A 13,433-nucleotide genomic window follows, 5' to 3' on the forward strand; every position below is an offset into this window, starting at 1 on the left:
ATATATTTCACTTTACGAAATGATAATATAGTATTTTTACAACATTATGTTGCGTTTTTTGCAATATACAGGAAAGAGAATGGATAAGTTACTATGTATAAAAAATTTTATTATTGTTGTTGATAATAAAGGCTTTAATGCTGCCTCACGATATTTATATATATCTCCATCTAGCTTAAGTAGGCAAGTTAGCTATTTAGAGCAACAACTTAATATAGTATTAATAGATAGAAGTACAAGAAAACTAACTCTAACTAAAGAAGGAATTTCTTTTTATAAAAAGTTTAAAATTCTTTTAGATGAATTTAATAAAGTTTTTTCTCCAGAAGAGAATTTTAATAAAAGCTGGCATGGAGATCTTAGTATTGCATCAGCCCCTTTAATACAAGAAAAATTTATCTTAAAAACCATAAATAACTTAATAAAAGAGTATCCAAATATAAATTACGACTTATACAGTGATAGCTCAACAGAATCTTTATTATTAAAAAAATATGATATTAAATTTTCTTATAAAAACCTAAATGAGGTCTCTGTAACTAAAGAAAAAATTGGATCTATAGATTTTATATTAGTTGCATCTAAAGCTTATACTAAAAAGTATGGAAAACCAAAAATCTTAGATGATTTAAAAGATCATACATGTTTAAAATGGGGAACTGATTTTAAACCAGATACATGGTTATTTAACCCTGGAAAATCTATAAAAATCTCAGGAAACTTTATGATTGATAATGGCAATATTATGCTAAACCTAATAAAAAATAATTATGGAATCGCTAGAGTTGCTACTTTTTTAGTAAGTGATTTATTAAAGAAAAATGAAATAGAACATCTTCTACCTAAATATAAATATACTACTGATCTATATGCATATTTTTATAAGAATTCAGAGAAAATGAAATTGATCGAGTTGTTTATTAATGAAATGAAAAGTATTTTTAATTAATATTATTTCTCTTTAACCAAGAAGATATTATATTAGCTATTTCTTTGTTATTGCTATCTTGCATCATAATATGAGAGTTACCATATATCTCTAAACTTTCCGGAAGAGATATCAATTCAGCAGGGACTTTACCTTCTTTTTTTATAGCCTTAACCATTTCTTTACAAGATTTTAATCGAGCTGGATGATTACCTTCTTCTCCTCGTTCATATATATGATCTCCCCATATACCAAGAAAAGGTATATTTCCTAAAGGGCTATTTCCTTCTTTATTATTAGAAGGACATTCTGTAGTCTCTATTGCCACAATGGCTTTAACTAATGATGGGTTTTCTTCAGCCACCTTATATCCTGCTGTTCCTGATGCCGAATGTAATACTAATACAGATGGGCCAACTTTTTCTAATAGCGCTTTTATTGCTTCTTCACTTGTTTTATTCATTGCTTCTGCTTCTGTCATAGTCAAGTTACTCGGGCCTTGATAAACTACGAAAGATGCTCCAAACTGTTCTATATAATTCTCTTTTAAAGGAATGGCTGGAAATTTTGAATCAGAAAAAGTTTCTCCAAATTTTGGACCAAATCCCCATGTTTGCCATGGATTTTCTAGTGAAGTATAGCCAAGTTGCGCATAAAAACTATCACAATCATACTTTTTACTATCTTTTAAGCAAGCATTTACCATATCTACTCTTATTGATCCTGCTCTATCTGGCGGAGTCATCACATATATAGGGTAACCTTTTTCATAAAATGTTTGTGCCCAGCCATCTCTTTCATCTGGAGTTGTTAGATAAATAGATGAAGATAAACCAAATCCAGGAACCAAAACAATATTAGGTCCATCTTTTTTTGGTGGTATTAGATAGGTTATTTCAGCTTGTCCATTAACTGTTGTTTTTCTTTCAGTCGGAAAAGGTTCTTTTCTATTATCTGAATATGGAGAGTAAACTCTTTTCCCATTTATAAAAAAAACACCTATTTTTCCAAAATTCTTTTTATCATTACTTTCACTCGAGTTACTACATCCACTTATAAATAAGAACATCAAAAAAAAGGAAATTGGTATTATTTTTTTATCAAGATTTTTCATACTAATAAAGAAAAGGTTTATCTTTTCTTATTTTATAGATTATAGATTTTATCTTCTTTATTTATATAGCATTAGAAAGTTTATTTTTGATCAACTATTTGTTGTAATGTTTTATAACATTTTCCAGACTTTAAGACACATAATATTTCTTTTGTATTATCTACAATATTATCTCTACCAAATAATTTCATTAACAATGCTACATTAACTGCTACGGCACTATTTTGAGCATCTGTTCCTTTACCTTGAAGTATCTTCTTTGTTATTTCTCTATTTTCTTCAGGTAACCCTCCTTGTATTTCACTTATTTTATAAGTTTTTATACCAAAATCAGAAGGAGATAAAACATACTCTTTTATATCTAACCCATTAACTTCTGCAACATATGTTACATCATGTATAGCAACCTCATCTAAGCCACTTCCATACACAACAGCAGCTCTTTTAATATCCATTTTTGCTAAAGTTTTTGCCATTGGCAAAATTAGCTCTTTAGAATAAACGCCTACTAGTATTATTTTTGGTTTAGCTGGATTAATAAGAGGGCCTAAAATATTAAAGATTGTTCTAGTTTTCATTATTTTTCTAGCATCTCTAACATACTTAAGACCATCGTTATAATTTGGTGCAAATAAAAAACCTAAATTATTTTTATCTATTGAGTTTTTAGTCTTCTCTGGAGATAAGTTTAAATTTATACCAAAAGATTCTAAAAGATCTGACGATCCTGATTTACTAGAGATGCTCCTATTACCATGTTTAGCTATTTTTAAACCACATGTAGCCGCTACAAAAGCTGCTGTCGTTGATATATTAATAGTATTTAACCCATCTCCGCCTGTACCAACTATATCTGCAAACTCATAATCTATATTTGGAAAAGATTTAGCATTATTTATTAATGCTTCCGCTGATGCTGCTATTTCTATTGGTGTTTCTTTTTTTAGTTTTAAAGCTGTTAATATGCTGGTTTGTAAAGCTAATGGAATTTCTCCTTTTACAAAACATGTGAAAAGCCGATAACTTTCTTTTGAGGTTAAATCTTCTAAATTATAAAGTTTTTTAATAATATCATCTAAACTGATCATTTTTCTAAAACCCAATTTATTGTGTTTTCTAGAAGCTTAGAGCCATTTGTTGTCATTATAGATTCTGGATGAAATTGAAAGCCACAAACTTTATCTTCATCACTTATAACAGCCATCACCAAATCATTTACATCTGCTATTACATTCAAATCTTTAGGCACTTTAATTGCTACTAATGAATGGTATCTTGCTACAGACATAGGTGAATCTAACCCTTTAAAAATTTTATGAGAATTATGTTTTACTCTAGCAACTTTGCCATGAACTATTTCGTTAGCATGAGAAACTATACCACCATAAGCTTCGACTATTGCTTGATGGCCTAAACAAATACCTATAACAGGTACTTTTCCTCTTATTTCTTTTATAAGATCAATAATAATACCCGCTTCGATTGGACTACCTGGACCTGGAGATATAACAACTACTGGATCTTTGATATTATTTATTTCTTCTAATAAATAATATAAATCTATGTTATTTCTATAAACAGAAACTTTATTTCCTAAAGCTTTAATTTCATCTACTAAGTTATAAGAAAAAGAATCAAAATTATCTATAAATATAATATTAGCCATAATTATTCTCCATGAACATTTTTAATAGCTGATATTACAGCTTGAGCTTTTGTTCTTGTTTCATCAGCTTCTGCTATAGGTATAGAATCTAAAACCACCCCACCACCAGCTTGTATTTCAGCTATTTCATTTTCTACGTATGCTGAACGAATAACAATACAACTATCTAAATCTCCAAAACCATTAATATAACCTATAGCCCCACCGTAACTGCCACGAGTTTTCTTTTCAACATCACTTATAAGTTGCATAGCTTTTATTTTTGGTGCTCCAGTTAATGTCCCCATATTCATGTTAACTTGATATGCATGTAAAGCATCTAAATCATCGGCTAATTGCCCAACAACTCTAGAAACTAGGTGCATAACATGACTATATCTATCAACTTTTAATAAATCTGCTACATGTCTTGTACCTGTTTTAGATATTCTAGCTACATCATTCCTAGCTAAGTCAACTAACATCATATGTTCAGCATTTTCTTTAGCATCTAGTCTAAGTTCTAATTCTATACGACTATCTAAATCTAAATTTATACTACCATCTAAGTTTTTACCTCTACGACGAGTCCCTGCTATAGGATATACCTCTACTTGATTAGTATCTTTAGTATATTTAACAGCACTTTCTGGAGATGCTCCAAATAAAATAAAATCCTCATCTTGCATATAAAACATATAAGGGCTTGGATTAGTTCTTTTTAGTTCTTTGTATACTGATAAAGAATTTTGACATGGCAAATAAAAACTTCTTGATGGAACTATTTGGAAGATATCTCCATTTATTATATTTGTTTTTAGTTTATCTACTATTTGACAATATTCTTTATCAGATAATGATATAGAAACATCTAAATTTTTTATTTTATTTACTTTTTCTTCTTCTATTTTTTTATTTAAATCTATTTTTAATAAATCTACTCTATCTTCAATAGTTTTTTCTATATTTCTATTGAATAAATTTGTTTGAATAAAAGATTCTTTTTTTTGATGATCCGTAACTAATAATGTTTCAGCTACATAAAAAATGTAATCTGGACATTTATTTTTTCTCTCAACTTTATTTATATCTTCAAAAGTACCAACCAAATCATAAGCAAATAATCCTGCTAAAAATACAGAATATTCATTAGTTAATTCAAAACTATCTCTAACTAACCTTAAAGCATCAAAAACAGACTGTTCCTTTAATTTAGAATATTCATCTAATTTAGAGTTGTTTTTAGCAAATTCTAAAACTAACTCTTCTTTATCTAATTTATATTTAATATTTTTGCTTATATTAAATTCTAAAGATTTTAATAAAAATTCACCATTTTTAGATAATGCTTTAAAAATGACTTTATTTCCTATACAAGAAATTCTTACAGCATTATCTACAACTAAAATACTTTTTAATTTATCTTTTGTTGATATTTCTGCTGATTCTAAAAGGATAGTATTTTTTTTACTATTACAAACTTTATAAAAAACATCATTTAAATCAGCAGAATAATCTATATTGTAAACTTTTGAATTTAAATATTTTTTTTCGAACTTAAACACTAATAAACCTAAATGAAAGTTAATAAAAATATTAATAGATAATAACAAAAATATAGAATAAAAAATATTTATAAAATAAGCAAAATTTATTTAAAGTATTAAGGTTTGACCAATAAAATCAGATATAAAAAAGGGGAAAACTGAATATAATATTAAAAATCAAACCTTAATAAGGTTAACCGTAATAAATTACGGTTTAAATACTGGCGGAATGGACGGGACTCGAACCCGCGACCCCCTGCGTGACAGGCAGGTATTCTAACCAACTGAACTACCACTCCTACATGGTGCCGACACCAGGACTTGAACCCGGAACCTGCCGATTACAAGTCGGCTGCTCTACCAGTTGAGCCATGTCGGCAAACTCATGAAATGATATTATAAACTCTTTTGTTAAGCTGTCAACATCATTTTATAAAAATAAATTAATTTATTGGGATGACATCATAATGATTAAATAATTGAGTAGGCTCAGCTTTTAAATGGATATTTTTACCTATACATAATTCAAGTTCTGCTAGCCAAATAGATTCTTCTCTTTCTAAATACTCTATTATTTCTTCTGATGATATTAATAGAAATCCATTATAATTTGGATAATTTCCAAATTCTGATTTAATTTCTCTAAAAATCTCATAACATATTGTTTGTAACGTTTTAACTACCCCTTTACCTTGACAATATTTACAAGGCTCACATAAAATTCTTGATAAACTTTCATGTACTCTTTTTCTAGTCATTTCTACTAAACCTAATGATGAAATCTGACTAACATTAGTTTTTGCTTTATCTGTTTCTAATTCTTTTTTTAGAGCTTCTAAAACTTGTTCTTTATGATTTTCATCAAACATATCTATGAAATCTATTATTATAATTCCACCTAAGTTTCTAAGTCTTAGTTGTCTAGCTATTTCTTTTGTTGCTTCTAAATTTGTTTTAAATATAGTTTCTTCCAAATTTTTAGAACCTATAAAAGCACCAGTATTTATATCAATAGTTATCATAGCTTCTGTTTGCTCTATAATAAGATATCCACCTGACTTTAAATAAACATTTTTCTCTAGAGCTTTTTCTATTTCTTTATCTATATCATATTCTTCAAAAAGATTATGTTTTTGATATAGTTCTACTTTCTCTCTAAGACCAGGTATATATTTATCTGCAAAATGACATATTTCACTATATGTATCTATATCATCTACTAATATTCTATTTAATTTGTCATTAGCATAAATATTTATTGTTTTTATAACTAAACTAAAATCTTCATAAACTACACCTGGTTTTATAATAGTGCTTGCTGTATCAATGATGTCTTGCCATAAATTATTCAAAAACTTTATATCATTAGTTAATTCTTCTAAACTTGCATCTTCGGCAGCTGTTCTTAATATATAACCCCGAGGATTTTCACTTTTAGTTATTATTTTTATATTATTTAAGAGTCTATCTTTTTCTTCTTGATTAGATATTTTTAAAGATATACCTACATGATCTAAGTCTGGTAAAAAAACTAAAAATCTAGAAGATACAGATAAATGTAAAGTTAATTTAACTCCTTTATTACCTATACTTTCTTTTACAACTTGTACTAATACTTCTTGACCTTCTCTTAACCATTTATTTATATCTTCATTAGAAAGCTTATTTAACTTTATGTTTTCTCCATCAGTTTCTTCTTTTTCTAAAGGTAAAACTTCAGATAAATGTAAAAACCCTGCTTTTTCTAAACCTATGTCAACAAAAGCTGCTTGCATACCTGGTAAAACTCTTATAATTTTACCCTTATAAATATTTCCAACAATTCTTTTTTGATTATCTCTTTCAATATATATTTCTTTTAAGATATTATTTTCTTTTATGGCTATACGATTTTCATAATTGTTTATATTTAAAAATATATCTGTAATTAACTTATCCATAAAAATATTTTTAACTTCTTCTTTTATTAACATCTTATTATATAGATTTTTTTATTTTATATTTTTCTTTTGTTTTTTATATAACCTATTAATATATATTTTTTCTTTTTCTTTCTTATATTATTATCTATTGGTTTTGTAAAAACTGTTGATAACTTTATAAGAGCTTGTAATATCAAGAGTTTTACTTGTGTAAAAAGATAAATAAAAAGATGTTGTTTGTATATGTAAAGAGTGTTAATAAAAATGTTAATAAAAAAAGTCTAAAAACATCAACACCTTTATTAACATATTTGTGAATAACTTAATAAACAAGGAAATAAACAAAAAATAAACAATTTAATTAACAGAGTTATCCACAAAGTTGAACTAAACAGATTGCTTATTCTTTTTATTTACCATAAAATCTTAACCATGTTATATAATTAGTTTTTAAAAGCTTTAAAACCTTTTAATGAAAAGGCTTTCAAGGATCTATTGTTCATGGCCACCTGGGATAAATGTTTAAAAAAACTTAAAAAGGAACTTTCAAGTTTTGAATATAAAACTTGGATAAAGCCTATTTATGTTGATCAGAAAAGCAATTTATTCACAGTATATTGTAATAATGAATATTTTAAAAAACATATTAAAGGTAAATATGGAAACCTTATACTATCTATATTAGAAGAGTGCCATGATGGAGATTTAGTTGTTGAGTATTCTAACAAAAAGTTTGAATCTAATAATGATAATTATTCTGAAATAACTGTCGGGCCACAAGCTAATTTTTTCAATACTAAAAATGTAGAAGTAAAGGATGATACAATAGAAGTAGAAGAAACACCTAAAAGTATAAAAAAGCAAATTTCAAAGAAATCATCACAAGAATTATTTGGTTTTGATGAAGCAATGCTTATAACAGCTAAAGAAGGTGAAGAATACTCTTTTGGCTTGCCTTTAAAAGATAAATATATTTTTGATAGTTTTGTTGTTGGAGATGCTAATAAAATAGCAAGGGCAGCAGCAATGCAAGTATCTATTAATCCAGGTAAATTACATAATCCTTTATTTATTTATGGAGGTAGCGGACTTGGTAAAACACATCTTATGCAGGCAATAGGAAATCATGCGAAAGATGTAAATCCAAATGCTAGAATCATATATACAAACTCCGAACAGTTTATTAAAGACTATGTAAATTCAATACGCTTACAGGATCAAGATGAATTCCAGCGCGTTTATAGATCAGCAGATATATTACTTATAGATGATATTCAATTTATAGCAGGTAAAGAAGGAACAGCTCAAGAGTTTTTCCATACATTTAATGCTTTATATGAAAATGGAAAGCAAATTATTTTAACAAGTGATAAATATCCTAATGAAATAGAAGGATTAGAAGAAAGGCTTGTATCACGATTTGGATATGGATTAACAGTATCAGTAGATATGCCTGATTTAGAAACGAGAATAGCCATATTACTTAAAAAAGCACATGATTTAGGGCAGAAATTACCAAATGAAACGGCTACTTTTATAGCTGAGAATGTTCGTACAAATGTTCGAGAGTTAGAAGGGGCATTAAATAGAGTCTTAACAACATCAAGGTTTAATCATAAAGATCCAACAGTTGAGGTTGCTCAAGCTTGCTTAAAAGATGTAATAAAGATACAAGAAAAGAAAGTAAAAATAGAAAATATTCAGAAGGTTGTAGCTGAGTTTTATAGAATTAGAGTAAAAGATTTATTATCTAATCAAAGAAGTCGCAATATTGCTAGACCTAGACAAATGGCTATGAGCTTATCAAGAGAATTGACATCTCATAGCTTACCTGAGATTGGTTCGGCTTTTGGTGGTAGAGACCATACAACAGTTATGCATGCTGTAAAAGCAATAACAAAATTAAGACAGAGCAATACATCAATATCAGACGATTATGATTTGCTTTTAGATAAAATTTCACGTTAAAAATTAAAGGAAGAGAAGGGGTTTATATGAATTTTGTGTTAAATAGAGATGACTTACTAAAACCTTTACAATCTATGTTATCTGTTGCAAATAGTAAAAGTACAATGCCATTATTATCTTGCATTTTGTTTGATATAAAAAATAATGTATTAACAGTAACAGCATCTGATTTAGATACGGAAATATCTTGTGAAATACCTGTTAGTTGTAACAGCGGAGTCAGAATAGCTTTAAATGCTGACAAAATTTATAACATTGTAAGAAGTCTTACTGAAAATGCTATGTTAGACTTTAAAGTAGATGGAAATAAAATTACATTAGTTTCTAATAATAGTACATTTAATCTTATATCTTTAAATCCTGATAATTTTCCATTGATTGATAGTAATATAAATGAAGAATCTAGTTTTGATATGTCTCAACAAGATTTTCACAATATCATATCAAAAGTTGATTTCTCTATGGCTAATGATGATACTAGATATTTTCTTAACGGAATGTTTTGGGATATAAATGCCAATTTATTAAGAGCTGTATCTACAGATGGTCATAGAATGTCTATAACAGAATCTATAATAGATAGTAAGGTTATAGATAGTACATCACAGGCTATAATACCTAAAAAATCTGTTTTAGAACTTAAAAAAATAGTAGGAAGATCTGAAGATATAATAAGAATACAGTTAGGTAAGAACTATTTAAAAGCAGAGTTTGGAAATTATGCATTTATTTCTAAATTAATAGATGGTAGATACCCAGACTATCAAAAAGTTGTACCAAAGAATAATACTAAACTTTTAACTATAGATAAGAGAGTTCTTAAAAATTCTTTATTAAGAACTTCTATATTAGCTAATGATAAATATAAGGGAATTCGTTTACATGTTTCTCCTGGACAAATGCTTTTATCAGCAAATAATCCAGATAATGAGAAGGCTGAAGATAGAGTAGAAGTTTCATACAATGACGACTCTATGGAGATATGTTTTAACTATAAATATTTATTAGATATTATCAATGTTATAGATGAAGATACTATAGATATATATCTTGATAATCCTAATATGAGCGCATTAGTAAAAGATGAAAAAGATAATAGTTTATTCATAATAATGCCAATGAAAATTTAATTTAGTAAATAATATTTTTACTGTTCTTTTAATCTATACTTTTATTAAAAGCTTTTCTATTTTTGATAAATATCTAAACGTATAACTCTAATAAGAATAACTAATGGCGATGACTTTCTATAGACATTATTATTGTTAGATTTCATGTATAATAAAGTTGATATTTGAAGTTATTAAGATAAATTAATGACAATAAAAAAGTTTGAAATTTTTAGTTACTCTTTTATAGCAATGCCAATAGCTTTTGCCAGTGTTCCCATATATATTTTTTTACCAGATTATTACTACACTAGTTACGGTGTTGATCTTACAGCATTAAGTATTATACTTTTTAGTTTACGTATTTTAGATGCTATTTTTGATCCTATAATAGGTTGGTATTGTGATCGTTTTTATAAGCTTAATAAAGTTAGTTTTATAATAATCATTATTTGTTTCATATTGGGTATGTATATAACATGCTCACCAATATTCTCTAATAAAGTAGTTAATTTATTTATAGGTGTTTTTTTAGCAACTTTAGCATTTAGTTATACAACTATATTTATTTATACTAGAGGAGCTTTGTGGTTAGATAATGATGAAAGTCGCTCTTTAGTAATTAGTGTTAGGGAAGTTTTTAATATTATTGGAGTTTTAATAGCCTCAATACTACCATTTGTATTTTTATTATATTTTCCACAGAAACAAAGTTATTTAATATACTCTGTTATAGCAATTTTTTTGATTATTGTTGCAAGTATTTTTTTCTTAAATTGGCTAGATAAAGTAAATATTGATAAAAAAGTAACAGATCATATTAAGATTTATGATTATTTTAAAGCATTTGATAAAAATAGCTTATTTCTATTTTTAGCATACTCGTTAAGTGCTTTAGGATCAGCTATACCAGCCGTGACTTTAGTTTTTTTTAGTAGATATGTATTAGAAACAACTGATTTTACAGGGTTGTATATATTTCTATACTTTTTAGGAGCAATTCTTTTTATACCATTAGTAAGAAAGATAGCCATAAAAATTGGTATTATTAAGACTTGGAGTTATGCACTAATATTTTGTGTAATAGTATTTATATTTGCATTTTTTCTGAAGTCTGGAGATATTTTTTACTTCTCAATAATTAGTTTTTTATCAGGTGGAGGATTTGCATCTGAGTTAATATTACCAAATATATTACTAGCAAAATGGATAGATAATCCTAAACGCAGGGAACTTGGTAATGGCTATTATGCAATTCTTGCGTTTATTGGTAAGTTTTGCTTTGCTTTAGCAACAATAATTGCATTACCAATATTAAATACACAGATAAACTCATCCTCTACATCGAATTTAGAAGTTACAATTAAAATTGTGTATTGTGTATTTCCTTGTATTGCAAAATTTAGTGCCGCTATAGTTTTGTTATTGTGGTATAAAAAAGCATTTAAAAATCTTTAAAATGACAGTTAGATTTTTTAGATTAATTTATTGAGAATCTTAATTTATATAAATTATAAGAGTATAAATATTTTTATAAGTCTCATAAAAGAGTAAAATTTAAATACAAGGTTTTTAAAAACTATTTGGAGACTATATGAGAATAGCTATAAACGGTGTAGGGATAGCTGGACCAACTCTTGCTTGGTGGTTAAAAAGATTTGGGTATGAACCAGTATTATTTGAAAAAGCTAGTGAGCTAAGAAAAGGTGGTTACATAGTAGATTTTTGGGGATCAGGTTACGATATAGTAGAAAAGATGGGAATCTTACCAGACTTAGAATCTAAATCTTATAATATTAATACTTTGAAATGTTTTAATGGAAAGGGTAAAAACTCATCAAATATAGATATGGAGGCTATGAGTAAAGAGACCTTTGGTCGATTCTTAAGTCTAAAACGTAGTGATATTTCAGAGGTTATTTATAATGCTTGTGGAAATATGGATGTAAGGTTTGGATGTTATATTAGTTCCATAGAAAAAGCTAAAGATGGAGTTATTGCACATTTATCTAATGGTAAAAAAGAAAAGTTTGATCTTATAGTTGGCGCTGATGGATTACACTCTCAAATTAGAACATTAGCTTTTAAAAATAGCTCATATGAGGAATTTGATTTAGATACATATGTTGTAGCATTAACGCTATCAGATTATGAGCCTAGAGAAGAAAATGCTTATGTTGTATCTATAGATTCTAAAAAACAAGTAGCTAAGGCTGCGATAGAAGATAATAAAACTTTATTTTTATTTACATTCAGATCTGAATTGGTTGAAAAAATACCAACCTCATTAGAGGAAAGAAAAGAAGTTCTTCGTTCGGTATTTAAGGATATGGAGTGGGAAGTTCCTAATATATTGGAGCGTCTTGATGATGCAGAAGATGTTTATTTTGATAAAGTTTGCCAAATACGTATGGAAAGTTGGAGCTCTGATAGGGTTGCTCTTATAGGAGATGCAGCAGCTTGTCCTTCGCTTCTAGCAGGCCAAGGAAGCATGTTTGCCATAATGGAAGCATATGTGTTAGCAGGAGAGCTATATAAGGCTAAAGGAGACTATAAAGTAGCTTTTGATAATTATGAACTGATATTGAAAAAGTTTATAGAGAATAAGCAAAAAGCTGCTTTAACCAATTTGGCATTTTTTGCACCTAGAAATAATTTTCATAAATATTTAGCTAGTATATTTCTAAAAATGACTAAAGTACCAATATTATCAAAATTTATAATAGGAAGTATGTTTAAAGAAGATATAAAACTACCTAGTTATGATATTGCTGATAGTTAAATATTTTTAAGGTAAAGTTATCCTAAGAATTCTTTACTTATGCTTTTTTAATTTTAGATATAAAGTCTGTCTGTTGACAGGTATAGATAGAATTAATTATAAGATGAGGTATTAAATAGCCATAACATCGTATGCTTCTTTACCTTTATTTCCTTCTCTAACTTTAAATTTAACCTGTTGATTACTGGAAAGACTACCTGCTCTAATATTTAAAGCATGTACAAATACATCTTTACTTAAAGATGTACAACTAATAAAACCAAACCCTTTTTCATCACTAAAGAACTTAACTGTTCCTGTTAATTCATTACTCATTATTACTCTCTTTTTTATTGATTAATATTTTGCAGATATACTTAGTTAGAAAAATAATATTTTAAATTTTATGATCACTCAGGATGATTAAAAAAGAATTTAA

The 13,433-nt window shown here is 27.4% G+C and carries 11 protein-coding genes and 2 tRNA genes; 5 read left to right on the forward strand and 8 right to left on the reverse strand.

Features of this window, described 5'->3' with window-relative positions; all coding sequences use genetic code 11:
- The first annotated feature begins 79 nt into the window (after window positions 1–79).
- Window positions 80–949: a LysR family transcriptional regulator gene (locus DNK87_RS08580; protein ID WP_159240256.1), complete on the forward strand. Its 870-nt coding sequence runs from the start codon at window positions 80–82 to the stop codon at window positions 947–949.
- Here the strand turns inward: DNK87_RS08580 and DNK87_RS08585 are convergent.
- From DNK87_RS08585 to DNK87_RS08615, 7 genes are all read right to left on the reverse strand, one after another.
- Complete coding sequence (locus DNK87_RS08585) at window positions 942–2,042, reverse strand: alpha/beta hydrolase family protein (RefSeq protein ID WP_119331149.1); 1,101 nt, start codon at window positions 2,040–2,042, stop codon at window positions 942–944. The two genes, DNK87_RS08580 and DNK87_RS08585, sit on opposite strands and share 8 nt — an antisense overlap.
- A gap of 80 nt (window positions 2,043–2,122) precedes the next feature.
- Entirely contained in the window at window positions 2,123–3,130 is a 1,008-nt protein-coding gene (trpD, locus tag DNK87_RS08590; protein ID WP_119331150.1) for an anthranilate phosphoribosyltransferase, read from the reverse strand.
- Window positions 3,127–3,708 carry an aminodeoxychorismate/anthranilate synthase component II gene (locus DNK87_RS08595; protein ID WP_119331151.1) on the reverse strand — a complete coding sequence of 194 codons (582 nt, stop codon included), beginning with the start codon at window positions 3,706–3,708 and terminating at the stop codon, window positions 3,127–3,129. Before DNK87_RS08595 ends, trpD begins: the two co-directional genes overlap by 4 nt.
- A 2-nt stretch (window positions 3,709–3,710) precedes the next feature.
- A complete protein-coding gene (locus DNK87_RS08600; RefSeq protein WP_119331152.1) occupies window positions 3,711–5,252 on the reverse strand; it encodes an anthranilate synthase component 1 in 1,542 nt (513 codons plus the stop codon).
- A gap of 204 nt (window positions 5,253–5,456) precedes the next feature.
- Window positions 5,457–5,533: transfer RNA gene (locus DNK87_RS08605), tRNA-Asp, on the reverse strand.
- A gap of 4 nt (window positions 5,534–5,537) precedes the next feature.
- A tRNA-Thr gene (locus DNK87_RS08610) sits at window positions 5,538–5,613 on the reverse strand.
- Between the two features lie 64 nt (window positions 5,614–5,677).
- Window positions 5,678–7,207, reverse strand: coding sequence for an Rne/Rng family ribonuclease (locus DNK87_RS08615; protein ID WP_244614642.1), 1,530 nt, complete (start codon window positions 7,205–7,207; stop codon window positions 5,678–5,680).
- Between the two features lie 450 nt (window positions 7,208–7,657).
- Here DNK87_RS08615 and dnaA point away from each other — a divergent pair, with 450 nt between their 5' ends.
- From dnaA to DNK87_RS08635, 4 genes are all read left to right on the forward strand, one after another.
- Window positions 7,658–9,124 carry a chromosomal replication initiator protein DnaA gene (gene dnaA, locus DNK87_RS08620; protein ID WP_119331153.1) on the forward strand — a complete coding sequence of 489 codons (1,467 nt, stop codon included), beginning with the start codon at window positions 7,658–7,660 and terminating at the stop codon, window positions 9,122–9,124.
- Window positions 9,125–9,150: 26 nt separating this feature from the next.
- Window positions 9,151–10,254 (forward strand): DNA polymerase III subunit beta, encoded by a 1,104-nt coding sequence (gene dnaN, locus DNK87_RS08625; protein ID WP_119331154.1) that lies wholly within the window; start codon window positions 9,151–9,153, stop codon window positions 10,252–10,254.
- Between the two features lie 186 nt (window positions 10,255–10,440).
- On the forward strand, window positions 10,441–11,691 hold the full coding sequence (locus DNK87_RS08630) for an MFS transporter (RefSeq protein ID WP_119331155.1): 1,251 nt from the start codon (window positions 10,441–10,443) through the stop codon (window positions 11,689–11,691).
- Between the two features lie 136 nt (window positions 11,692–11,827).
- On the forward strand, window positions 11,828–13,015 hold the full coding sequence (locus tag DNK87_RS08635; protein WP_119331156.1) for an FAD-binding domain: 1,188 nt from the start codon (window positions 11,828–11,830) through the stop codon (window positions 13,013–13,015).
- A 111-nt stretch (window positions 13,016–13,126) separates the two neighbouring features.
- Here the strand turns inward: DNK87_RS08635 and DNK87_RS08640 are convergent, their stop codons facing one another.
- Window positions 13,127–13,330: a cold-shock protein gene (locus DNK87_RS08640; protein WP_119331157.1), complete on the reverse strand. Its 204-nt coding sequence runs from the start codon at window positions 13,328–13,330 to the stop codon at window positions 13,127–13,129.
- Window positions 13,331–13,433: the final 103 nt, after the last annotated feature.

This window comes from Pseudofrancisella aestuarii, from assembly GCF_003574475.2.
GTDB classification, from domain to species: domain Bacteria; phylum Pseudomonadota; class Gammaproteobacteria; order Francisellales; family Francisellaceae; genus Francisella; species Francisella aestuarii.